Annotated in this window: 22 protein-coding genes and 1 pseudogene; 3 read left to right on the top strand and 20 right to left on the bottom strand. The window is 71.2% G+C overall.

The features are described 5' to 3' along the window. Positions 1-4: 4 nt before the first annotated feature. The 18 genes and pseudogenes from nuoF to paaA form a co-directional block, all read right to left on the bottom strand. Positions 5-1321: an NADH-quinone oxidoreductase subunit NuoF gene (nuoF, locus tag ACK8GG_RS01895; protein WP_440354320.1), complete on the bottom strand. Its 1317-nt coding sequence runs from the start codon at positions 1319-1321 to the stop codon at positions 5-7. Then, positions 1318-2337: an NADH-quinone oxidoreductase subunit NuoE gene (gene nuoE / locus ACK8GG_RS01890; RefSeq protein WP_440355379.1), complete on the bottom strand. Its 1020-nt coding sequence runs from the start codon at positions 2335-2337 to the stop codon at positions 1318-1320. The genes nuoF and nuoE overlap by 4 nt, the downstream gene beginning before the upstream one ends. A 50-nt stretch (positions 2338-2387) precedes the next feature. After that, the gene (locus tag ACK8GG_RS01885; protein ID WP_440355378.1) at positions 2388-3704 is read right to left on the bottom strand and encodes an NADH-quinone oxidoreductase subunit D; all 1317 of its coding nucleotides are present in this window, start codon (positions 3702-3704) and stop codon (positions 2388-2390) included. Next, positions 3701-4447 carry an NADH-quinone oxidoreductase subunit C gene (locus ACK8GG_RS01880; RefSeq protein ID WP_440355377.1) on the bottom strand — a complete coding sequence of 249 codons (747 nt, stop codon included), beginning with the start codon at positions 4445-4447 and terminating at the stop codon, positions 3701-3703. The genes ACK8GG_RS01885 and ACK8GG_RS01880 overlap by 4 nt, the downstream gene beginning before the upstream one ends. Positions 4448-4493: 46 nt before the next feature. Then, positions 4494-5165 (bottom strand): NuoB/complex I 20 kDa subunit family protein, encoded by a 672-nt coding sequence (locus ACK8GG_RS01875; protein ID WP_440348570.1) that lies wholly within the window; start codon positions 5163-5165, stop codon positions 4494-4496. Positions 5166-5174: 9 nt separating this feature from the next. Then, positions 5175-5540 (bottom strand): NADH-quinone oxidoreductase subunit A, encoded by a 366-nt coding sequence (locus ACK8GG_RS01870; RefSeq protein WP_440348571.1) that lies wholly within the window; start codon positions 5538-5540, stop codon positions 5175-5177. An 85-nt stretch (positions 5541-5625) separates the two neighbouring features. Further along, positions 5626-6903, bottom strand: a complete 1278-nt coding sequence (locus ACK8GG_RS01865; protein WP_440348572.1) for a geranylgeranyl reductase family protein — start codon at positions 6901-6903, stop codon at positions 5626-5628. 238 nt (positions 6904-7141) lie between these two features. After that, the gene (locus tag ACK8GG_RS01860; protein WP_440354322.1) at positions 7142-7387 is read right to left on the bottom strand and encodes a hypothetical protein; all 246 of its coding nucleotides are present in this window, start codon (positions 7385-7387) and stop codon (positions 7142-7144) included. Between the two features lie 51 nt (positions 7388-7438). Continuing rightward, a complete protein-coding gene (locus ACK8GG_RS01855; RefSeq protein ID WP_440348574.1) occupies positions 7439-8149 on the bottom strand; it encodes a demethylmenaquinone methyltransferase in 711 nt (236 codons plus the stop codon). A gap of 167 nt (positions 8150-8316) precedes the next feature. Further along, positions 8317-10578, bottom strand: a complete 2262-nt coding sequence (locus ACK8GG_RS01850; protein ID WP_440355376.1) for an LPXTG cell wall anchor domain-containing protein — start codon at positions 10576-10578, stop codon at positions 8317-8319. A 51-nt stretch (positions 10579-10629) separates the two neighbouring features. Continuing rightward, positions 10630-10797 (bottom strand): annotated as a pseudogene (locus tag ACK8GG_RS01845) (bifunctional demethylmenaquinone methyltransferase/2-methoxy-6-polyprenyl-1,4-benzoquinol methylase); the annotation flags it as partial. Positions 10798-10935: 138 nt separating this feature from the next. Next, a complete protein-coding gene (locus ACK8GG_RS01840) occupies positions 10936-11400 on the bottom strand; it encodes a hypothetical protein (protein ID WP_440354324.1) in 465 nt (154 codons plus the stop codon). A 191-nt stretch (positions 11401-11591) separates the two neighbouring features. After that, positions 11592-12782: a cyclic dehypoxanthinyl futalosine synthase gene (mqnC, locus tag ACK8GG_RS01835; protein WP_440348576.1), complete on the bottom strand. Its 1191-nt coding sequence runs from the start codon at positions 12780-12782 to the stop codon at positions 11592-11594. A gap of 216 nt (positions 12783-12998) precedes the next feature. Next, positions 12999-14108 carry a 1,2-phenylacetyl-CoA epoxidase subunit PaaE gene (paaE, locus tag ACK8GG_RS01830; RefSeq protein WP_440355375.1) on the bottom strand — a complete coding sequence of 370 codons (1110 nt, stop codon included), beginning with the start codon at positions 14106-14108 and terminating at the stop codon, positions 12999-13001. Then, positions 14105-14599 carry a 1,2-phenylacetyl-CoA epoxidase subunit PaaD gene (gene paaD / locus ACK8GG_RS01825; protein ID WP_440354326.1) on the bottom strand — a complete coding sequence of 165 codons (495 nt, stop codon included), beginning with the start codon at positions 14597-14599 and terminating at the stop codon, positions 14105-14107. The genes paaE and paaD overlap by 4 nt, the downstream gene beginning before the upstream one ends. 11 nt (positions 14600-14610) lie before the next feature. After that, on the bottom strand, positions 14611-15360 hold the full coding sequence (paaC, locus tag ACK8GG_RS01820; protein ID WP_440348579.1) for a 1,2-phenylacetyl-CoA epoxidase subunit PaaC: 750 nt from the start codon (positions 15358-15360) through the stop codon (positions 14611-14613). Then, positions 15357-15644 carry a 1,2-phenylacetyl-CoA epoxidase subunit PaaB gene (gene paaB, locus ACK8GG_RS01815; protein ID WP_440348580.1) on the bottom strand — a complete coding sequence of 96 codons (288 nt, stop codon included), beginning with the start codon at positions 15642-15644 and terminating at the stop codon, positions 15357-15359. Before paaB ends, paaC begins: the two co-directional genes overlap by 4 nt. Further along, positions 15641-16699, bottom strand: a complete 1059-nt coding sequence (gene paaA / locus ACK8GG_RS01810; protein ID WP_440354327.1) for a 1,2-phenylacetyl-CoA epoxidase subunit PaaA — start codon at positions 16697-16699, stop codon at positions 15641-15643. Before paaA ends, paaB begins: the two co-directional genes overlap by 4 nt. 350 nt (positions 16700-17049) lie before the next feature. Between paaA and ACK8GG_RS01805 the strand changes: the two genes are divergently transcribed. Together ACK8GG_RS01805 and ACK8GG_RS01800 are read left to right on the top strand one after the other, a co-directional pair. After that, positions 17050-17946: a serine hydrolase gene (locus ACK8GG_RS01805; RefSeq protein WP_440354328.1), complete on the top strand. Its 897-nt coding sequence runs from the start codon at positions 17050-17052 to the stop codon at positions 17944-17946. Then, complete coding sequence (locus ACK8GG_RS01800) at positions 17943-18851, top strand: serine hydrolase (protein ID WP_440355374.1); 909 nt, start codon at positions 17943-17945, stop codon at positions 18849-18851. Before ACK8GG_RS01805 ends, ACK8GG_RS01800 begins: the two co-directional genes overlap by 4 nt. 59 nt (positions 18852-18910) lie before the next feature. Here the strand turns inward: ACK8GG_RS01800 and ACK8GG_RS01795 are convergent, their stop codons facing one another. Further along, positions 18911-19765: a menaquinone biosynthetic enzyme MqnA/MqnD family protein gene (locus ACK8GG_RS01795; RefSeq protein WP_440355373.1), complete on the bottom strand. Its 855-nt coding sequence runs from the start codon at positions 19763-19765 to the stop codon at positions 18911-18913. Positions 19766-19842: 77 nt separating this feature from the next. Beyond that, positions 19843-20427 carry an ArsR/SmtB family transcription factor gene (locus ACK8GG_RS01790; protein ID WP_440355372.1) on the bottom strand — a complete coding sequence of 195 codons (585 nt, stop codon included), beginning with the start codon at positions 20425-20427 and terminating at the stop codon, positions 19843-19845. A gap of 368 nt (positions 20428-20795) precedes the next feature. Between ACK8GG_RS01790 and ACK8GG_RS01785 the strand changes: the two genes are divergently transcribed. Next, positions 20796-22901: a HelD family protein gene (locus ACK8GG_RS01785; protein WP_440355371.1), complete on the top strand. Its 2106-nt coding sequence runs from the start codon at positions 20796-20798 to the stop codon at positions 22899-22901. The last annotated feature ends 11 nt before the right edge of the window (positions 22902-22912 follow it).

The following is a 22912-nucleotide window of genomic DNA, read 5'->3' as shown; positions in this document are numbered from 1 at the left end:
CGCATCAGTGCGCTCCTACCAACTGCTTGGCGGAGAGCCTGGGCGCCTTACGCCCCTCGATGTAGTCGAGGTAGTCCTGCTTGAAGTACTTCAAGGAGGAGGTGACCGAGCTGGTGGCGCCGTCACCGAGGCCGCAGAACGAGCGGCCCAGGATGTTGTCGCAGGTGTCCAGCAGGGTGTCCAGGTCCTCGTGGGTGCCCTCGCCGGCGAGGATCCGGCGGTAGACCCGGACCATCCAGTAGTTGCCCTCGCGGCACGGGGTGCACTTGCCGCACGACTCGTGGTGGTAGAACTCCAGCCACCGGTAGGTCGCGTAGACCGGGCAGTCCTGGTCGGAGAAGATCTGGGTGGCCGTGGTGCCGAGGATCGACCCGGCCGCCGAGACGCCCTCGAAGTCCAGCGGCACGTCCAGGTGCTCGTCGGTCAGCAGTGGCGTCGAGGAGCCGCCCGGGGTCCAGAAGCGCAGCTTGTGACCGGGCTGCATGCCGCCGGCCAGCTCGATCAGCTCGCGCAGCGTGATCCCCATCGAGCACTCGAACTGGCCCGGGTTGGCGATCCGCCCGGAGAGCGAGTAGATCATCGGCCCGGAGGACTTCTCCGTGCCCATGGTCTTCCACCAGTCGGCGCCACCGAGCACGATGTACGGCACGCTGGAGATGGTGCCGACGTTGTTGACGACCGTGGGGCTGGCGTAGAGGCCGTGCGTTGCCGGGAAGGGCGGGCGCAGCCGCGGCTGGCCGCGGAAGCCTTCCAGCGAGTCCAGCAGCGCCGTCTCCTCGCCGCAGATGTACGCACCGGCTCCGCTGTGCACCACCAGGTCCAGGTCGAAACCGCTGCCCAGGATGTCCTTGCCGAGGTAACCGGCGGCGTACGCCTCGTTGACCGCGTTGCGCAGCCGCCGCGCGGCGTGCACCGCCTCGCCCCGGATGTAGATGAAGGCCCGGCTGGCGCGGATCGCGTACGAGGCGATGATGACGCCCTCGACCAGCGAGTGCGGGTCGTGGGTCATCAGGGGCAGGTCCTTGCAGGTGCCCGGCTCGCCCTCGTCGGCGTTGACGACCAGGTAGTGCGGCTTGCCGTCGCCCTGCGGGATGAACCCCCACTTGAGGCCGGTCGGGAAGCCCGCGCCGCCACGGCCGCGCAGCCCGGAGTCCTTGATCAGCTGGATCAGGTCGTCCGGGTGGGCGCCCAGCGCCTTGCGCAGCGCGGCGTAGCCGTCGAGCTGCTCGTAGGTGGGCAGTCGCCAGGCATCCGGCGAGAGCCAGCGCTTGGTCAGCACCGGCGTCAGCTTGGCCAGCGTCTCGGGTCGAGGCGTGCTCACTTCGTGCCCTCCGTTTCGCCCTCGGCCGCGTCGAGCGAGCGCCGCTGGGCGGTGTCGGCGTCTCCGGCCGGCTTGGCGTCGCCGGCCGGCGGGTTCGCGGCGGCGCCGGCGGTCTGGGCCGCGGCGGCGTCCGCGGCGGCCGGCGGCGGACCGTCGACCGGGGTACGCGTACCCGGCGCGTCGGCGACCGGGGTGTCGGCGTCCGGCGAGCGGGTCTCGGCGGTCCGCACCTGCGGCGACTTGGCGTCCGGGGCCTTGACGTCCGGGGCGGTGCTGCCGGTCGGCTTGTCGGCCTCGACGGCCGGCTTCGGCGCGGGCCTGGCGGCGTCCTTCGCCTCGCGGCTCGGGATCGGCGTGGCCGGGTCGAAGTCCGGCACCGAGATGCCGTGCTCCTGGGCCAGCCGCAGGCCGCGCAGCGTCGGGTCACCGGCCGGGCCGTCGGCGACGGCGCCCTCGCGCTCGTCGGCGAAGCCGGCGAGTTGCAGCGCCATCTCCTTGAGCGTGCAGAGCCGGGCGCCGCGGGTCGGCATCGGCCGGCCGCCGGCGCGCAGCTCGTCGACGACACCCTTGGCGGTGTCCGGGTTCACGCCGTCGAAGAAGTCGTAGTTGACGGTCATCACCGGGCCGTAGTCGCAGGCGGCGAGGCACTCCGCGTGCTCCAGGGTGATCTTGCCGTCGGCGGTGGTCTCGTCGTGCCCGACCCCGAGGTACTCGGTGAGGGCGTCGTAGACCTCCTGGCCGCCGAGCACGTTGCACATGGTGTTGGTGCAGACGCTGACCAGGTAGTCACCGGTCGGGCGGCGCTTGTACATGGTGTAGAAGGTGGCGACCGCTCCCACCTGGGCCTTGTTCAGGCCGAGGACCTCGGCGCAGAACGCGACGCCCGCCGGGGAGACGTAACCCTCCTCGGCCTGCACCAGGTGCAGCAACGGCAGCAGCGCCGAGCGGGACCGGTCGGCCGGGTACCGGGCGACGATCTCGCGGGCCCGCTTCCGGGTCTCTTCGCTGAATCCCACGGCTGTTCCTTCGTTCACGGGTACGCCGTCGGCGTGGTCGTTGGTCACGCTCACCGGTCACACCCACCCATCACCGGGTCGAGGGAGGCGCCGCCGGCGATCACGTCGGAGAGCAGCGCCCCTTCCGCCATGGCCGGAATGGCCTGGAGGTTGATGAAGCTGGGCTCGCGGTAGTGCACCCGGTACGGGCGGGTGCCGCCGTCGGAGACCGCGTGCACCCCGAGCTCACCGCGGGGCCCTTCGATCGCGACGTACACCTGGCCCGGCGGGACGCGGAAGCCCTCGGTAACCAGCTTGAAGTGGTGGATCAGGGACTCCATCGACTGCCCCATGATCTTGGCGACGTGCTCGAGCGAGTTGCCCATGCCGTCGACGCCGATCGCCAGCTGCGCCGGCCAGGCGATCTTCTTGTCCGCCACCATGATCGGGCCCGGGCGGAGCTTGTCGACCGCCTGCCGCACCAGCTTCATCGACTCGCGGATCTCGGCCATCCGGACCAGGTAGCGGCCCCAGACGTCCGCCGAGGTCGCGGTCGGCACGTCGAACTCGTAATCCTCGTAGCCGCAGTACGGCATGGTCTTGCGCAGGTCCCAGGCCAGGCCGGCGGAGCGCAGCACCGGTCCGGTGATCCCGAGCGCCATGCAGCCGGTCACGTCCAGCACGCCGACGCCCTTGGTACGCCCGTGCCAGATGACCTGGTCGTTGAGCATGTCCTCGTACTCTTTGAGCCGCTTGGGCAGGTAGTCGAGGAATTCGTCGATCTTCTTGAGGGCCTCGTCCGGGACGTCCTGCGCCACACCGCCGGGACGGATGTACGCGTGGTTCATCCGCAGACCGGTGATCATCTCGAAGATGTCCAGGATGTACTCACGCTCACGGAAGCCGTACAGCATGATCGAGAGCGCGCCGAGCTCCATGCCGGTGGTCGCCACCCAGACCAGGTGCGACGAGATCCGGTTGAGCTCCATCATCAGCACGCGGATGGTGTTCGCGCGCTCGGTGATGTCGTCGGTGATGCCGAGCAGCTTCTCGACCGCCAACGCGTAGCCGGCCTCGTTGAACAGCGGCGCGAGGTAGTCCATCCGGGTGACGAAGGTCGAGCCCTGCACCCAGTTGCGGTACTCGAGGTTCTTCTCGATGCCGGTGTGCAGGTAGCCGACGATGGGGCGCGCCTCGCGCACCGTCTCGCCCTCGATCTCCAGCACCAGCCGGAGCACCCCGTGCGTGGAGGGGTGCTGCGGACCCATGTTGACCACGATGCGTTCGTCGTTGATCGGGTCGATGCCCGTCACGACCTTGTCCCAGTCCCCACCGGTGACGGTGAAGACCTTGCCCTCGCTGGTCTCGCGTTCGGTCGCGTAGCTCACTGGTAGCTCCTCCGCTGGTCCGGCGGTGGGATCTGCGCGCCCTTGTACTCGACCGGCACGCCACCGAGCGGGTAGTCCTTGCGCTGCGGGTGGCCCTCCCAGTCGTCGGGCATCAGGATCCGGGTCAGGCCGTGGTGTCCGTCGAAGACGACACCGAACATGTCGTAGGCCTCCCGCTCCTGCCAGTCGGCGGTCGGGTAGACCTGGGTCACCGTCGGCAGGTGCGGTTCCTCGACGCTCACCGCGACCTCCAGCCGCACGCGGCGGCGGTAGGTCATCGAGGTCAGGTGGTAGACGATGTGCAGCCGGCGGTCGTCGGCGCCGAGGTAGTCGACCCCGGAGACCGAGTTGCAGAGTTCGAACCGCAGCGACTCGTCGTCGCGCAGCACCTTGCAGACCTCGGCGATGCGGGCCGGCACGATGTGCAGGGTCAGCTCGCCCCGGTCCACCACGACCTTCTCGATCGCGTCGTTGAAGGCGGGGTACGCCTCGGCGAGGGCGTCGCAGACCTCGTCGAAGTAGCCGCCGTACGGGCGCGGGGTGCTCTCGACGGCAACCCGGTGACGGACGAGGCCGCCGAAACCGGAGGTGTCACCGGAGCCCTGCACGCCGAACATGCCCTGGCCGGCCTTGCTGGCCGGCGGGTACTCGGCCGAGGCGGTGCTGCTCGCACCGACCGGCGGGGCCACCACCGGTACGCCGCCTCCGGGCTTCTCGCTGGGCGCTGGGCTGGGCGCGGTCATTCGCTGAGCCACCTTCCACTCGCGACCACGGGGTTCGCCGGCGTGTTCACCGCGTACCTCCGGCCACGTGGTTCTGTGCCTTCATCCAGTTCTCGATCCGCAACTGCTCCTCGCGGCCCTCGCTGACTGCCTGCTCCCACTGCGCGCGGCGGGCCTTGTCACTGCGGTACGACGAGGGCATGGCGCCGGGGGCGACCACCGGCACGTCGCCGCGGGCCTTGCGGGCCTCGAGCATCTTGCGGCCGTTCGGGCCGAGCGGCTGGACCATGATCTTTTCGCGCACCTTGAGGATGGCGTCGATGAGCATCTCCGGCCGCGGCGGGCAACCGGGCAGGTACATGTCGACCGGAACGATGTGGTCGACGCCCTGCACGATCGCGTAGTTGTTGAACATGCCGCCCGAGGAGGCGCAGACCCCCATCGAGATGACGGTGCGCGGCTCCGGCATCTGGTCGTAGATCTGGCGCACGACCGGGGCCATCTTCTGGCTGACCCGGCCGGCCACGATCATCAGGTCCGCCTGCCGGGGCGAGGGGCGGAAGACCTCCATGCCCCAGCGGCCCAGGTCGTAGTGGGGTCCGCCGGCGGCCATCATCTCGATGGCGCAGCAGGCCAGGCCGAACGTCGCGGTCCAGAAGGACGACTTACGGGCCCAGTTGGACAGTGCCTCCACCGACGTGAGCAGAATGCCGGACGGCAGCTTCTCTTCGATACCCATGGCGAAACCTCAGTCCCAGTCCAGCCCACCGCGGCGCCAGACATAGGCGTACGCGACGAAGACGGCGGCGATGAAGAGGACCATCTCGACCAGCCCGAAGAGGCCGAGCGCGTCGAACGACACGGCCCACGGGTAGAGGAAGATGATCTCGATGTCGAAGACGATGAAGAGCATCGCGGTCAGGTAGTACTTGACCGGAACCCGTCCGCCGCCGATCGGCTGCGGCGACGGCTCGATGCCGCACTCGTACGCTTCGAGCTTGGCCTTGTTGTAGCGCTTCGGTCCGACGATCGGGGCGATGCCCACGGAGAAAAGCGCGAAGAGCGCGCCCAGGATCAACAGACCCACGATGGGCACCCACGCGGAGAGTGACATCGTCTCCTCCTGCCGTCCTTGTCTATCGGTTGATCGGAATCACACTATTTGTCTGCGGCTTCACAGTGTTACGCGGGTCCCCTGCTCACGCACTCGGCGCCACCCTCGTCATCGCGTTGATGATCCGGTCGATCGCGTCGCCGTCCTTGGGGTCGGTGAGGTTCGCCAGCAGCTTGAGCACGAACCGCATCAGCAGCGGCCGGGGCAGCCCGTACTTGGTCGCCAGCCCCATGATCTCGGGGCGGCCGATCAGCTTCACGAAGATGCCGCCGAGGCGGTAGTAACCGCCGAAGCGCAGCTTCAGCTCCGCCGGGTACGCCGCCAGTGCGCGCTCGCGCTCCGGGCCGGCCGGGCGGGCCAGCGCCTGCACCAGGATCTCCGCGGCGAGCTCGCCGGACTCCATCGCGTACGCGATGCCCTCGCCGTTGAACGGGTTGACCATGCCGCCGGAGTCGCCGACGAGCAGCACGCCGCGGGTGTAGTGCGGCACGCGGTTGAAGCCCATCGGCAGGGCGGCACCGAGGATCGGACCGTCGGCGTTGGCCTCGTCGTTCAGGCCCCAGTCGGCCGGGGTGTTGTCGAGCCAGTCGGTGAGCAGCTTGCGGTAGTTGGTCTTGCCGTACGCGCTCGAGGAGTTCAGCACGCCGAGGCCGACGTTGACCCGGCCGTCGCCCATGCCGAAGATCCAGCCGTAGCCGGGGAGAAGCTTGTCGCCGCTCTCCTTGCTGCGCAGCTCCAACCAGGACTCGAGGTAGTCGTCGTCGTGCTTGACGGGGGACTTGTAGTAGCGGCGGACGGCGACCCCCATGGGCCGGTCCTCCCGCTTGGCCAGCCCGAGCGTCAGCGCGAAGCGGCCGGAGACACCGTCGGCGGAGACAGTCAGCGGCGCGTGGAAGGTCGCCTTCTCCTTGCCGGGCCCGACCTCGGCCTCGACGCCGATCACCCGGCCGGAGTCGTTGAAGATCGGCGCGACGACGTTGACCCCGGTGCGCAGCTGCGCACCGGCGGCGACGGCCCGCTGGGCCAGCATGTCGTCGAAGTCCATCCGGGCCCGGGTGAGCCCGTAGTTGGGGAAGGTCGCCAGGTCGGGCCAGTCCAGCTCCAGCCGGACGCCGCCACCGATGACCCGCAGGCCCTTGTTCTGGAGCCAGCCGTTCTCCGGTGAGGTGTCGACACCCATCCGGATCAGCTGCCGGACCGCGCGGGGGGTGAGCCCGTCGCCGCAGACCTTCTCCCGGGGGAACTCGGTCTTCTCCAGCAGCAGCACGCGCACGCCGTGCTTGGCCAGGTGGTAGGCGGTCGCGGAGCCGCCGGGGCCGGCACCGATGACGATCACATCGGCGTCGTGTACTGCCGGGGCCATTCGCGCCTCCTCCCGATAGCTCGTGAAATGCTTCACAAGCATGCTCGGTGAGGCAGTCTATGACCGGCCGCCCGACATCGCTGTGTTAGGGGGTCCTAAGTCGGCTGTCGGAGCAGGTCGAAGGCGTGCGAGGCGTGATTCCGGCGGGCGGATCGGGACTTGCGGCCCGGCCGGCCGTGGGCCGTACCGCCCGGCTGCGGGCCAGGTCAGAGGTCCCGACCCGGACAGGCCGGACGTCCTAACGAGTCGGTTCTTCCGGCCGCCCCGGGCCGACGACGTGCTCGGTGTCGCGCCGGATCGCCTCGGGCAGTTCGTCGCGCAGGGCGCCACCGGCGACCCGGTCGAGGGCGGCGAGGACCTCCGCCACGACCTGGCGTACGCCCGCCGGGTCGTCGCCGGCGAGGTTGCGCAGCTCGGCGATGAGTTCGGCGGCGTCTCCGTCGCTCTCCGCAACGCGGCGCCCGGTCTCCTCTGAACCGCTCATACCGCGAGCTTACGGAGACAACCGGGCAAATGCCCGCGCAATGGGCAAAGACTAGAGGCGCGTCGCCCGGTGCAGCGCCACGACGCCGCCGGTCAGGTTCCGCCAGGCCACCGCGCCCCAGCCGGTCGAAGCCAGCCGCTCGGCGAGCGCCGGCTGGTCGGGCCAGGCCCGGATCGACTCGGCCAGATAGACGTACGCGTCGGGGTTGCTGGAGACCGACCGGGCAACGGCCGGCAACGACCCCATCAGATAGGAGAGGTAGACCTTGCGGAAGGCCGGGTTGACCGGGGTGCTGAACTCACAGACCACCAGCCGCCCGCCGGGGCGGGTGACCCGGGCGAACTCCCGCAGCGCCGCCTCGGTGTCGGTCACGTTGCGCAGCGCGAAGGAGATCGTCACCGCGTCGAAGCTGGCATCGGCGAAGGGCAGCCGCAGCGCGTCCCCGGCCAGCAGCGGCACCTGCGGACGGGTGCGCTTGCCGGCGTGGAGCATCCCGAGGGAGAGGTCGGCGCCGACGACGAAGGCACCGGACCGGGCCAGCTCCTCGGTCGAGACGCCGGTGCCGGCGCCCACGTCGAGCACCTGTTCACCGGGCTTGAGATCCAGTGCCGCCCGGGTGGCGCGGCGCCAACCGCGGTCCTGCCCGAACGAGAGGACGGTGTTGGTCAGGTCGTACCGGGACGCGACGCCGTCGAACATCGCGGCGACCTCGTGCGGCTGCTTGTCCAGACCAGCGCGCTGGCCCTGCGGGGTGCGACTCACAGCGACCTACTCTGCCAGCAGCCCTCGCCGGCTGCCACGGCACCCTCGGGCATGGCGCAACGGCCACAGGACGCACCGGACCCGGCGCGGTGGAGAACCACCAGCGCCGGGTCGGGTACGTCGTTCACTACCTGCTACTACCTGCGTACAGCTCCTGAACGGGCCTGTCAGGCGGCCGGCTTCTCGTCGTCCGGAGCCACCAGGACCAGCTTGCGACGACGCGCCGCCACGAACATCAGCCCACCGACGAGGAGCACCAGCGCACCGACTCCGCCGATCATCTGGGCCTGGGCACCGGTGACCGGCAGGAAACCGGCATCCCCGCCGCCGCCACCGCCACCGCTGCCGTCCCGCGAGAGCACCACCGCGACGAAGGCGTCGCTGTTGTCGACCTCGTCGATCTCCAGCGGTTCGCCTGCGTCACTCTTCGACGGAGCCTGCGGCGTAGCCGTGAGGTGGGCCGGACCCTGGCCGGGCAGATCGGCCGCGGCGAGCCGCCGCACCCCGTCCGGAAGTTCCCCCGACGCCGAGTTCGACCGCGCAGCCGGCTTCGCCGTCGCAACCGGCTCCACCCTGACCAGTCCGCCCGGCAGGGTGACCGGGGCGTCGACCCCCGCGGCGACGACCACCTCGAAGTCCATCATGATCCATTGGTCCCGGGAGGGCACCACCTGGATGTAAGGGTTGTCGCAGGTGATCGAGGTGGGGTCGGCCGGGTCCTGCTCGCACCACTTCGGGATCTCGGCGAAGGTGACACCCGCGGGAAGGTCCACCATCACACGCAGCCCGCTGGCCCGGTCGCCCAGGTTCCGCACGCTGATCTCGAGTCGCGCCTTCTCACCGGGGTAGAGGCCGGGGTTGAGGATGTCCCGCCCGCCGCCCTGGCCGTAATCGATGGCGTTGGTGAGATCCGAAGCGTCGACCACCAGGTCCGGCCCGCTGCGCCCGGAGGCGACGAGTTTCCCCTTCGCCGTGTTGTTTCGGGCGTCGGTGTCGTCCACCGAAGCGATGCCGACCTCGACTGCCACGCTGTAGGTGCCGTTGCCGCCGGGCTTCTGCACCGCTTCGAGGTTGATCGTCAGAGTCTGGCCGGGACCCGGCAGCTCGGTCGGCGGCACCGCGCAGACGACGTCCCGCGGCGCCCGCCAGTCGCAGGACGACCAGAACGCGCCCGGCGCCAGCTTGTCGGCGTTCGCGGCCGACCACCTGACCCGGTACTCCAGCGCGTGCGGGGTCTTCCTGCCGTGGTTGGTGATCCTGATCTGGATCGGCTTGCGCTCGGTACCCGCGGCCAGCGTCGTTCCGCGGAAGTCGACGGAGAGGTCAGTCCTGCCGCAGTCGGCCGCCGGGCGGTCGCCGCAGCCGTTGTCGCCCTCGCGGGCCGCGACCACCACCGCGAAGGTGTCGGTGTTGTCGCTCTCGTCGAGGTCGGTCTGCTGCGCGGTGGCGTAATGCGCCGCCTTCGGCAGGTCCGCCGACGCCGCCCGCGCGGCCGGTTCCGCGTCGAGGACGCCGATCGGGGCCACGCTCACCGAGCCGCGCAGGTTGACCGGCGCTGCCAGATCCCGGGCGATGCCGATCGGGAACCGGAGGTAGAGGTCGCTGCTCGCCGGCTTCCGGGGAGCGACAGCCAGCGTCTCCCAGGTGCAGACCATCCGCGTGCCACCGCCGGCCGCCGCGTTCCGCACGCAACCGTCGTACGTCCCGTCGTGGGCTTCCTTGAAGGTGACACCCGCGGGGAGATCGACGGTGACGCGCAGCCCCCGGGAGGAACGGTTGCCGAGGTTCGCCACCTCAAGAGTCAGGGTGCTGCCGTCGCCCGGGCGTACCGGGTCCGGCGTGTAGTCGGGGTAGGTCCGTTCCGGGGCCCCGATGTTCGAGGCGTCGACGCGCAGGTCCGGCCCATTCCCGACATCGAAGCGGAAGGTCGTGGTGACCGTGTCGTTGGTGGGATCGATGTCCCCCTCGGTGCTGCCCGTGATCCTGATCGGCACGGTGGCGGCCGAGTCGTCGTACCCGGAGAGCTTGGTGAAGAAGACGGGAATCTCGAAGTTGCCGCCGGCGGGAATGGTGCTGAAGGCCCCCTCCCTGTCGGGCGTCCCGATGGCGCAGTGGTGCCGTTCCTCTTCATCAGTGGGGCGCCGCTCGCAGCCGCCGCCGTCGACGCGGACCTTGCCGGCGAACCGTTCGTGTTCCAGGATCTCGAAATTGACGAACGCGAGTTTGATGATGCGCGTCCCGTGATTACTGACCCGGATCTGGGCGATTTTGGTGGTCGCGCCCGCCGGGGCCGTACCACCGATGAACTCCACGGCGAGGTCCACCCGTTCCTCGGCCGCGGCGGCAGGAGCAGCGGAGAGCGCGGCGCCTGCCGGCAGCAGCAGTGCCGCCACGCTCAGCAGCGCCGCCAATCGTTTACGCACATTCATCTTCGAAGGCCCCACTGTGGACGACATGAATCGACGCCCGGCAGGCTAACGGGCCTTGATCATGCGCTGCCACCCCGTTCGCAACGGGTGGACCGAAAAACCAGAGGAGAGGACGGTGTTGGTCAGGTCGTACCGGGACGCGACGCCGTCGAACATCGCGGCGACCTCGTGCGGCTGCTTGTCCAGACGAGCGCACTGGCCCTGCGGGGTGCGACTCAGGTCGGCCCACTCTGCCAGCCCGCCCGCCCGGCCCGCACGGCACCCTCGACGACGGCGGAACGGACCACGGACAGTAAGCCTCGGACCCGGTGCGAAGGGCTCACCACCCGCACCGGGTCCGGTCGTCGCTTCCTGCTACTACGCGTCCTTGCCTCCGGCGCGCGCTGTCGCCTGCCGCCTGCGGCCGGCCAGTGTCAGCGCGAGACCCAGGCCGAGCGCGATGAGACCGATGCCACCGATCAGACCGCCCTGCGCACCGGTTACCGGGAGCTCAGTCGGGCTCGGCGTCGGCGCACCCGTCTCGGTCGGCGTCTTGGTCGGCGTCTCGGTCGGCGTCTTGGTCGGCGTCTTGGTCGGCGTCTTCGTCGGCTTCGGCGTAGCGGTCTTCGTCGGCTTCGGCGTAGCGGTCTTCGTCGGCGTGGCAGCCGCCATCGGCACCACCGTCCTGCCGGTGGTGTCGACCGTGAAGGTCACGTCGGCGGCTGCCTGGACAGGCGGTCCCACGGCCAGGCCTGCGGCGGTCAGGAGCGCCGACACACCGGCGCCGGCAAGCAGTTTTCGGGTTCGAACGGTCATCAATCCCCCGGAGGATAGATCGGACATTCAGACCTTCGGACCATAGCCAGAAAGCGCGCGTACGGGCTCAAGAGCGAGAAATCAGGCCGAATATTCACTGATTAGCCTTAACCGGCAAAATCCCAGCGCAGCGTCCGTCCACGGAAACGAGCGCGGGCGGGATGGGTGACCATCCCGCCCGTTTGCCGCCGTTCAGCGGGTGCGTGCCACCCGTACGGTCAGTTCGCCTCGACCAGCGGCAGGGACCTGCCGACGCCGCCGCCGGGGAGCGCGATCGAGGAGAAGTGCGACACCACCCGGTCGTCGGTCGGGTCGTCGGCCGGCGTGCGGTGCACCGCCAGGCGCCGGTAGAGGGTGTCGCGCTGGGCGGGGATCCGGTCGGCCGAGCGGATCATGCCGATCAGCTCGTGCAGGTTGGAGCGGTGCCGGGCGCCGGCGGAGGAGATGACGTTCTCCTCCAGCATGATCGAGCCGAGGTCGTCGACTCCCATGTGCAGGGCGAGCTGCCCGACGTCCTTGCCGGTGGTCAGCCAGGACGCCTGCAGGTGCGGCACGGTCTCGAAGAAGAGCCGGGCGACGGCCACCAGCCGCAGGTACTCCAGCGTGGTCGCCTGGGTCCGCCCCTTGAGGTGGTTGTTCTCCGGCTGGTACGTCCACGGGATGAAGGCCCGGAAGCCGCGGGTGCGGTCCTGCACGTCGCGGATCATCCGCAGGTGCTCAATCCGCTCGGCGGCGGTCTCACCGGTGCCCATCATCATCGTGGCGGTGGACTCCAGGCCCTGGCGGTGCGCCAGCTCCATCACCTCGCACCAGCGCTCACCGGACTCCTTGAGCGGGGCGATCGCCTTACGGGGGCGCTCCGGCAGCATCTCCGCGCCGGCGCCGGCGATCGAGTCGAGACCGGCGGCCTTGATCCGGGCGATCGCGGTGTCGAGGCTGACGCCGGAGACCTTCGCCATGTGCAGGATCTCGCTCGGCCCGATCGAGTGGATCGCCAGCTGCGGGTACGCCTGCTTGACCGCCGAGAAGAGCTCCTCGTAGTACTCCACGCCGTAGTCGGGGTGGTGCCCGCCCTGGAGCATCACCTGCGTCGCGCCGAGCTCGACCGCCTCGCCGCAGCGGCGCAGGATCTCCTCGGTCGGGTGCGTCCAGCCCTCCTTGTGCTTGGGGGCACGGTAGAAGGCGCAGAACTTGCAGGCCGTCACACAGACGTTGGTGTAGTTGATGTTGCGGTCGATCAGGTACGTGACGATGTTGTCGGGGTAGAGACGCCGGCGTACCGCGTCAGCCGCCTCGCCCAGCGCGTGGAAGGGCGCGTCGGTGTAGAGCAGCAGCGCCTCCTCGGGCGTGATCCGCCCGCCGTCCGCGCCGCGCTGAAGAATGCTGTCGATCTCCGAGTTCGCCGTCACGTCTCAGAGGGTACGCCCGCCCGCCGCAGCCGACATCCGGGCGGTTCACGCCTGTGACGTCCCTTCCCACCCCCTCCCCCCTTCCCACCCCACCCCCACCCCTTCCCTGCCGCGATCATGGCGTTATGACCCGCCTGCGCGGCGTGTCGTGGTCATAACGTCATGATCGCCGCAGCGGGGGGGTGGGGTGGGGGGAGGGAGGGAGGGAGGGGTGGGTCAGGCGTCGTAGTCGATTACTACCTCGTCGGTGAGGGGGGTGGACTGGCAGGTCAGGACGTAGCCGGCGGCGAGTTCGTCGGGTTCGAGGGCGTAGTTGCGCGCCATCGCCACCTCGCCGGAGACGACCTTGGCGCGACAGGTCGAGCAGACCCCGCCCTTGCAGGCGTACGGCAGCTCGCCGCGGACCTTGAGTGCGGCGTCGAGCACCCGCTCGGTGCGCCCCATGGTGAAGGTCGAAGCCCGCCCTTCCAGCACGATCGTGACGTCGCTGCCGCCGGCCGCCACCTCCTCGGCCGCGCGCTGCGGCGGCGGGGCCGCCTCGACGTGGAAGAGCTCGGCGTGCACGGCGGCCTCCGGCACCCCGTGGGCGGCCAGCACCTCGCGCGCCTCTGTGACCATGCCGTACGGCCCGCAGAGGAACCACTCGTCGACCCCGTCGGCCGGCACCAGTCCCGCCAGCAGCCGGGTGAGCCGATCCCCGTCGAGCCGCCCGGAGAGCAGCGGCGACTCCCCCGGTTCCCGGGAGAGCACGTGCACCAGGTGCAGCCGGGCCGGGTAGCGGTCCTTGAGGTCGGCCAGCTCCTCGGCGAACATCACGCTGCTCGCCGTCCGGTTGCCGTAGAGCAGGGTGAAGGTGCTCGCCGGTTCGACGGCGAGCGCGGTCGCGACCAGCGCGAGGACCGGGGTGATCCCCGACCCGCCGGCCACCGCCGCGTAGTGCCGGGCGCGCTGCGGGTCGAAGGCGGTGGTGAAGGTCCCCATCGGCGGCAGCACGTCGACGGTGTCCCCGTCGCGCAGCACCGCGCAGGCGAAGCTGGAGAACGCCCCACCGGGCACCTCCCGCACGCCGATCCGCAGCCGGCCGGTCGCGGCCAGCTCCTGCGGGGTCGAGCAGAGCGAGTACGACCGGCGCACCTCCGCCCCGGCCTCGGTGACCCGGCGTACGGTCAGATGCTGGCCGGCGCGGAAGGAGAAGGTGCTGCGCAGCTCCTCGGGCACGGCGAAGGTCACCGCCACGGCGTCGGCGGTGAGCCGCTCGACGGCGGCGACGGGCAGCGGGTGGAAGACCGGCCGGCGACGGACCGGCCGGGTGATGGTGACTGTCACAGCGCCTTCACATGGTCGAAGGGTTCCCGGCAGGTACGGCAGCGCCAGAGCGACTTGCAGGCGGTCGAACCGAACCGGCTCACCTGTTCAGTCTCCACGGACGCGCAGCGGGGGCAACGGACGGCAAGGGTCAGCCGGACCGGTCCGCCGGCCGGCAGGGGCGGGGCGATGCCGGCGGCGGCGAGCTTCGCCCGCCCGGACTCGGAGATCCAGTCGGTGCTCCAGGCCGGCGCGAAGACGGTCTCCACCACGCTGTCCGGATACCCGGCGGCGGCCAGGGCCCGGCGGATGTCGGTGCGGATGACATCCATCGCCGGGCAGCCGGTGTAGGTGGGGGTGATCGTGACGGTGACCTGTCCGGTCGCCGGGTCCTCGGTGACGTCCCGCAGGATCCCCAGCTCGGCGAGGGTGATCACCCGGATCTCCGGGTCGACCACCGCGGCCGCCGCGTCCCACGCGCTCACACCGGGCCGGCGTACTTCGGTCGCCATCGGGTGACCCGTCACCAGCGGGCGCCCGGGTGGGCGCGGTGCAGGACCTGCATCTCGGCGAGCAGGTACGACAGGTGCTCGGTGTGCAGGCCGTCCCGGCCGCCGCCGGGTGCCCAGTTGTCGTCGGGCCGGCGCAGGGTCGCCTCGGCGAGCACCGCGTCGACCTCGGCGAGCCACTCCGGGCGGAAGGTGTGCGAGGCGACCGCCAGGCCCTGCTCCTCGGCCTGCCGGGTCAGCTCGTCGGCGGCGAAGAGCTCATGGGTGTACGGCCAGATCTCGTCGACCGCGGCCTGCATCCGCCGGTGCGACTCCGCCGTGCCGTCGCCCAGGCGCAGGACCCAGAGCGCGGCGTGGTCGAGGTGGTACGCCGATTCCTTGCGGGCCTTGGCGCCGATCGCGGCGAGCCGGGCGTCGGTGGAGGAGCAGAGCCGCTCGTAGAACCGCCGCTGGTAGGCGGCGAGGAAGAAGAGCTTGGCGATGGTGACGGCGAAGTCGCCGTTGGGGAGTTCCACGAGCAGGCAGTTGCGGAACTCGCGGTCGTCGCGCAGGTACGCCAGCGCGTCCTCGTCGCGGCCGGCCCCTTCCAGCTCGCCCGCGTACGACAGCAGCAGCCGGGCGGCACCGAGCTGGTCCAGGGCGATGTTGGCCAGCGCCACGTCCTCTTCCAACTCGGGCGCGCGGGCCACCCATTCACCGAGCCGCTGGGCGGCGATCAGGGCGTCGTCGCCGTGGCGCAACGCCAGCGCGTAGGTGGGGTTCACAGGTGCGCCACCCCCTCGGGCACCTCGTAGAAGGTCGGGTGGCGGTAGACCTTGTCGGCGGCCGGGTCGAAGAAGGCGTCCTTCTCGTCCGGGCTGGAGGCGGTGATCGCGGTCGCCGGCACGACCCAGATCGAGACGCCCTCCTGACGGCGGGTGTAGAGGTCGCGGGCGTTGCGCAACGCCAGTTCGGCGTCGGGGGCGTGCAGGCTGCCGACGTGTGTGTGCGACAGGCCGCGCCGCGCCCGGACGAAGACCTCCCACAATGGCCACTGCTGCCGGCTCACGCCGCCACCTCCAGTCGTTGGTGCTGCTTGGCCGCGTACGCCGCGGCGGCTTCCCGGACCCACGCGCCCTCGGCGTGGGCGGCCCGCCGGTGCTCGATCCGCTGCCGGTTGCAGGGGCCTTCGCCGGCGATGACCCGCATCAGCTCGTCGTAGTCGGGCTGGGTGAAGTCGTACGACTGGCGCTCCTCGTTGAAGCGCAGGCCGGGGTCGGGCAGGGTCAGGCCGAGGATCTCGGCCTGACCGACGCACATGTCAACGAAGCGCTGGCGCAGCTCGTCGTTGGAGAAGCGTTTGATCTTCCACGCCATCGACTTGGCGGAGTGGGTGGAGTCGGTGTCGGGCGGGCCGAACATCGCCAGTGACGGGTACCACCAGCGGTTGATCGCGTCCTGCGCCATCGCCTTCTGCGCCTCGGTGCCGTGGCTGAGGGTGTGCAGGATCTCGTACCCCTGGCGCTGGTGGAAGGACTCCTCCTTGCAGACCCGGATCATGGCGCGGGCGTACGGGCCGTAGGAGCAGCGGCAGAGCGGCACCTGGTTGACGATCGCGGCGCCGTCGACGAGCCAGCCGATGGCGCCGACGTCGGCCCAGGTCAGCGTCGGGTAGTTGAAGATCGAGCTGTACTTCTGCTTGCCGGCCAGCAGCAGGTCGACAAGTTCGTCGCGGCTGATGCCGAGGGTCTCGGCGGCGGCGTAGAGGTAGAGCCCGTGCCCGGCCTCGTCCTGCACCTTGGCCAGCAGGATGGCCTTGCGCTTGAGCGAGGGGGCGCGGCTGATCCAGTTCCCCTCCGGCTGCATGCCGATGATCTCGGAGTGGGCGTGCTGGGCGATCTGGCGGATCAGCGTCTTGCGGTACGCCTCCGGCATCCAGTCGCGCGGTTCGATCTTCTGGTCGGCGCCGACGACCCGGTCGAAGTACTCCTGCAGGTCGGTGTCGGCCAGGGGGGCGCCGAGCCCGCGCCCGGCGGCGTGGCGCAGCTCCTCCTCGGCCGCCTCGACCTGGCGCAGGAGGCCGCCGTCGTCAGGGGTCTCGATTCCGAAATCGTTGCCATACACAGGACAAGTGTTACAGCTGGGCAGCATGAGCACCAGAGGGCGTCATAGAAAAGTCCTCGGCTGAAACAGGTGGCCGTCGATGGACTTTCCGCACTCTGATCACTGAGAGTGAGATTCTGCACGTCCGCATGCGGCAACCCGGACGGCGGGCACGCGCCCGGGTCATACCTCCGCCGACGAGGGCGTATTCACAGGTCAACAGCGTTGTCGCAACAGCTGCGGACCGTAGAATTCGCGAGTCCCCCCGCCCCGGGAACGGCAGCATCCCCCAGCAATCGACGGCTTTGCCGTCACTGACTGCTACCGCCGATCCGGGTCGACGTCCCCGGCCGTCAGGAGTCACCCCGCCCATGCATACCCGGCTCGTACTGTCGATCGCTCTCACGGCGGCGCTGGTGGGCGGCGCGCTGACGGTTCCCGCCGCGTACGCCCGGCTCGCCGGCGGCGAAGACGCTCCGCGACCGCGCGCCGATGTGGCGGCCACCGCCGGCATCGATGTCGACTTCGACGGCGAACTGCTCTCCTGGGCGGTGCTCGACCACGACACCGGCGAACTCGCCGGCTCGGCGAACCTGGCCGAGACCAGCTCGACCGAGTCGATGATCAAGGTGTGGTTCGCCGCGGACTACCTGCGTGCCGTTGGCGACCGCTCGCCCAGCGACACGATGATCGCCAATGCCGAGACCGCGATCCGCGACAGCGACGACGACGCGGCCAACGCCCTCTACGCCGCGGCCGGCGGCGCGGCCTCCATCGACCGACTCATCGACAAATGCAAACTCACCGAGACTGCAAAGAACACCACCGGGCCCTACGCTGGCTGGTGGAGCTTCACCCGGATGTCCGCCCGGGACGCGGCACGGATGGGTGAGTGCATCGCCGACGGCACCGCCGCCGGTCCGACGTGGACGGATTGGATCCTCGACCAGATGAGCAGTGTGCGGGGCGACCTCGCCGACCAGCAGGAACGCCGGGGCGGCGGCCGCTGGGGCATCATCGACGGCCTCCCCGCCGAGGTCGTGGCCGACGGCCGGGTCGGCATCAAGAACGGCTGGACGCCGCTGTACGCCGATGAGACCTGGCGGGTCAACTGCCTCGCCGTCACCGACGAGTGGTCGATGGCGGTGCTGCTGCGCTACCCGCTGGACGCCGGCCTGGAGTACGGCGCGCGCACCTGCGCCGCCGTCGCCGAACAGGTCGTCGGCGACCCGGGAGCGGGGGCGACCGAGATCCTGGCAGCCCGGTGAGCGCCGGCCGGCGGCCGCGCCTGGTCCGCACCGGCGCGCTGCTGCTGGTGCTCCTGCTGGTCGGCGCGGCGACCCTGCGCTTCCTGCCGGGTTCGCCCTGGCACAGCGACGCCGCCGCGGGGATCGTCGGCGGCGACGGCGGCCAGGCCGGCACCCCCGGACCGGGGCCGGAGCCGACACCCACCTCGACGCTGCGCCCACTGCCCTTCCAGGCCACCGGGGTCGACCTCGACCTCGACGGCTGGTACGCCTGGAGCGTGCTGGACCGGCGCACCGGCGAGCTGACCGGCTCGCCGAACATGGCCGAGACCAGCACCACCGCCTCGATGATCAAGGCCTGGGTCGTCGCCGACCAGCTCCGCCGCACCGACCGGGCGGGCGAACGCCCCAGCGACAGCGAGCTTCACGACCTCTCCCTGATCATCCGGGAGAGCAACAACGAACTGACCCACGAGCTCTGGGACACCCTCGGCGGCACCGACTCGATCACCCGCCTGATCCGGACGTGCGAGCTGACCGACAGCTCCGCCTCCGACGACACGTTCTGGAGCCGTACCCGGCTCTCCGCCCGCGACACCGCCCGCCTCGGTGGCTGCATCGCCGACGGCACCGCCGCCGGCCCGAAATGGACGAAGTGGCTGCTGGAGGAGATGCGCCAGGTGCACGGCCTCGGCGACTTCGGCATCCGCGATGCATTCCCGGCGGCGCAGCGCGCCGGGATCGCCATCAAGAACGGCTGGGTCGAACGCACCGAACGCGACGGCGAGGACGAGATCCACGTCAACTGCCTCGCCGTCGCCGACGAGTGGACCATGGGCGTGATGCTGCGCTACCCCAAGGACCTCGGCTACGAGTACGGCATGGCGGGCTGCGAGAAGATCACCGCAGCCCTGCTGGCCGACTGAGCAGCACATCAGGCTCGCGAGCTGAGCGACGGGTCAGGCTCGCGGACCGCGGCGACCGCTCAGCCGGCGAAGAACTGCGGGCCGTCCGCGGGCAGCGCCGGTGCCTCGCCGATCTCGGCCGCCCGGCGGGCGAACTCACGCAGCCCGGCGACCTGCCGCTGCCCGAGGGAGAAGTCCAGCGCCCGGAAGTAGTTCGCCAGCGTCGCCGCGTCGAAGGGCTCCCAGCGGGAGGCCGCCTCGGCGACCTGGTCCAGCTCCGACAGACAGAGGTCCCGCGAGCGCAGGAACGCCTCGTGCACCTCCTTGACCAGCCCCGGGTGGGCGGCGGCGAAGTCCCGGCGGACCGCCCAGACGGCGAAGACCATCGGCAGCCCGGTCCACTCCCGCCACGCCGCGCCCAGGTCGGTGACGGTCAGCCCGCGCTCGGGCGCCTCGTGGAGGGCGCGCAGCGCCACGTCGCCGATGAGCACCCCGGCGTCGGCCTCCAGCAGCATCTGCGTCAGGTCCGGCGGGCAGCGGAAGAACTCCGGCCGTACGCCGTACCGCTCGGCGAGCAGCAGCTGGGCCAGGAGCACCCCGGTTCGCGAGGTGGAGCCGAGCGCGACCTTGGCGCCGTCGAGCTCCTCGAGCGGCCGGGTGGAGACGATGTTGACCGAGAGCACCGGCCCGTCACTGCCGACCGCGATGTCGGGCAGGAGCAGCAGTTCGTCGGCGTGGCGCAGGTACTCGACGTGCGAGATCGGCCCGATGTCGAGGTCGCCTGCCACCAGGGCGGCGCTGAGCCGGTCCGGGGAGTCCTTGTGCAGGTCGACGTCGATCAGGGCACCCGAGCGCATCAGCCCCCAGTAGATCGGCAGGCAGTTCAGGAACTGGATATGTCCGACTCGTGGCCGGGCCGTGCGCTCGTCACCCATGATCCGACCGTATCGCTGATCCCGGCGGCGGGCCGCGGGGGCGGCCCCGGTAGTGGCCGATCCCGCACCAGGGACCCTCAGTCGCCGGGTATTGCCCGGTACTGCACGGCGACGGCCCGCGACCCGGCCGGGGCCACGCCGCCCCGGTTGCGCCGCCGGTACGGCTCGAGCAGCTCGTTCACCGCCCCGTTGAGCGCGGCCAGCTCCTCCGCGGTGAGCAGCAGCACCGAGTCCGAGAGCAGGGCCGCCTCATGCCACTCGGCGGGCTCCTGGCCGGAACGCGCCATCCAGGCCCGTACCTGCTCCAGGCCCCGGGTCAGGTGCGCCTCCACCAGGATCTCCTCGGCCGCCCGCGCTTCCGGGCCGGCTTCCGGGCCGGCCTGGACGCTCAGTGCCGGGTTGACGGTCCGCCAGAGGCGCTCGCGGGCGTCACCCCGGCCCGGGGCCTCCTCGACCAGGCCGAACCGGGCCAGTGCCCGCAGGTGATAGCTGGTCGCGCTCGGCGAGAGCCCGGCCACCTCGGCGCACTCGGTCGCCGAGGCGCCGGCCCCGAGCGAACCCAGGTGCTGCAGGATGGCCACCCGCGCCGGGTGCGCCAGTGCCCGCATCACCCGAGGATCGGTGATCGTCATTCCCCGTCGCCGTGCCCGCGCCTGCGTCATTCCCCCATGATTAGCCCCCGCCGCCGCTTCTGCCTCCTCCCCCACCGCTGATCCCATGCCCGAACACCCGTGCCGGACCCCTCGGATCACGTCGCAGGCCGGGAACGGGACCCGCCGGCGGCCAGTGAAAATCGATCGCGGGCACTCCCACGGAGGCGTATCGTGGTACGCCGCGCTCGTGGTCCGCCGTAAAAGGCACCGCCGCGGCGCGGGTGAAGCAGCGCCGCGCGACCCCGTCGGGTGTCCGCGCGACGCGCCGCGACCGGCGCCGCGGAATGCGCCGGAACGGGCACAGCCGGTACCGCGTTCGACGGAGCGCCGGGCGGCCCAGGTCACCTCCTCCACGCCGCACCGGAAGGCTGCCCCGGATGACCCTCGCCGCCCGTCCCGACCTCGACGACCAGCTCACCGCCGAACAACACCACCTCGACCTCTCCCGTACGGCGTTGCAGCGGATGCGCCGCCGCGCCGAGGAGCTCTTCGCCACCGGCCACACCGTCGCCGGCGACGGGTACGCCGCGGAAATGCTGGGCCGGGCGCTCTCCCGGCGGGTGGCCGAACTCGCCGACGACCCGGGCACCCCGCTCTTCTTCGGCCGCCTGGACTTCTCCACCGCCGCAGACACCGCCACCGACACCGCAGACGCCGCCAGCAACGCAGGCGTCGGCGGCATCGGGGCCGGCACCGGCGGCGTCGACCCGGAGCACGCCGGGCACAGCTACCACATCGGGCGCCGGCACGTCACCGACGACGCCGGGGAACCGCTGGTGCTGGACTGGCGCGCGCCGGTCTCCCGGCTCTTCTACCGGGCCGGCGCCCGCGACCCGCAGGGGGTGGCGGTGCGCCGCCGCTTCGGTTTCCAGGCCGGCACGCTGACCAGCTTCGAGGACGAGCACCTGGACCGCGGCGAGGAGCTGGGCACCGCCAGCCGGCTGCTCACCGCCGAGATCGAACGCCCCCGCGTCGGGCCGATGCGCGACATCGTCGCCACCATCCAGCCGGAGCAGGACGAGCTGGTCCGCGCCGAGCTGGCCGACTCGATCTGCGTGCAGGGCGCGCCGGGCACCGGGAAGACCGCTGTCGGGCTGCACCGGGCGGCGTACCTGCTCTATCTGCACCGGGAGCGGCTGCGCAAGGCGGGCGTGCTGATCGTCGGGCCGAACCGGGCGTTCCTGTCCTACATCGGGTCGGTGCTACCGGCGCTCGGCGAGGTGGAGGTCGCCCAGGCGACCATCGACGACCTGATCGCCCGCACCCCGGTCCGCGCCGTCGACTCCCCCGCCGCGGCCGCCCTCAAGCACGACGTACGCCTCGCGGAGGTGCTGCGCCGGGCGCTGGAGTCGCGGATCCGGCTGCCGGAGGAGTCGATGGTGGTGCCGGACGACTCGTTCCGCTGGCGGATCGGGACCGAGCCGCTGCGCCGCATCGTCGCCGAGGCCCGCGCCGAGGGCCTGCCGTACGCGACGGGACGCGAACGGGTCCGGGCCCGGGTGGTCGGGCTGCTGCAACGGCAGGTGGAGGCGACCCGCGGCGACTCGCCGAGCGACGCGTGGCTGCGCCGGATGGGGCGGGTCAAGCCGGTCGCCGCCTTCCTCGACGCGGCCTGGCCGGCGCTGACCCCGGAGCAGCTGGTCTTCGGGCTGCTGTCGGAGCCGGCGGTGCTCGCCGCGGCAGCCGAGGGGCTGCTCAGCGCGGACGAGCAGGCGCTGCTCACCTGGGCCAAACCGGCCAAGACCGTCAAGTCGGCGAAGTGGACGGCCGCCGATCAGGTGCTGATCGACGAGGCGGCCGGGCTGATCGACCGTACGCCGGGCTTCGGGCATGTGGTCGTCGACGAGGCGCAGGACCTTTCGCCGATGCAGTGCCGGGCGGTCGCCCGCCGCAGCGAGCACGGCTCGGTCACCCTCCTCGGCGACCTGGCGCAGGGCACCGCGCCGTGGGCGGCGACCGACTGGCGGGAGTCGCTGCGGCACCTGGGCAAACCGCAGGCCGTCGTGGTGCCGCTGACGGTGGGTTTCCGGGTGCCGGCCGCCGTTGTCGCCTTCGCCAACCGGCTGCTGCCGGCGCTCGCGGTGAACGTGCCGGCGGCGCGGTCGCTGCGCGGTGACGGCGCGCTGGACGTACGGGCCGTCGACGACCTGACCGCAGCCACAGTGGACGAGGTGCGGGCGGCGCTGGCGTACGAGGGGTCGGTGGGGGTGATCTGCGCCGACGACCAGGTCGAGGGGTTGCGGGCGGCGCTGGCCACCGCGGGCATCGTCACCGGCGACGTGGACGACCCCTCCGACGTGCGGGTCACGGTGGTGCCGGCGACCCTGGTCAAGGGCCTGGAGTACGACCACGTCGTCACTGTGGAGCCGGCCGCGATCGTCGCCGCCGAGGCGCGCGGCCTGCACCGGCTCTATGTGGTGCTGACCCGCGCGGTCTCCCGCCTGACGGTCCTGCACCGGGAGCCACTACCCGCTCCTCTGTGACAGGTGCCCTC

Source organism: Melissospora conviva, assembly GCF_049523535.1.
Lineage (GTDB): Bacteria > Actinomycetota > Actinomycetes > Mycobacteriales > Micromonosporaceae > Melissospora > Melissospora conviva.
This window is presented reverse-complemented; position numbering and strand designations above follow the sequence as displayed.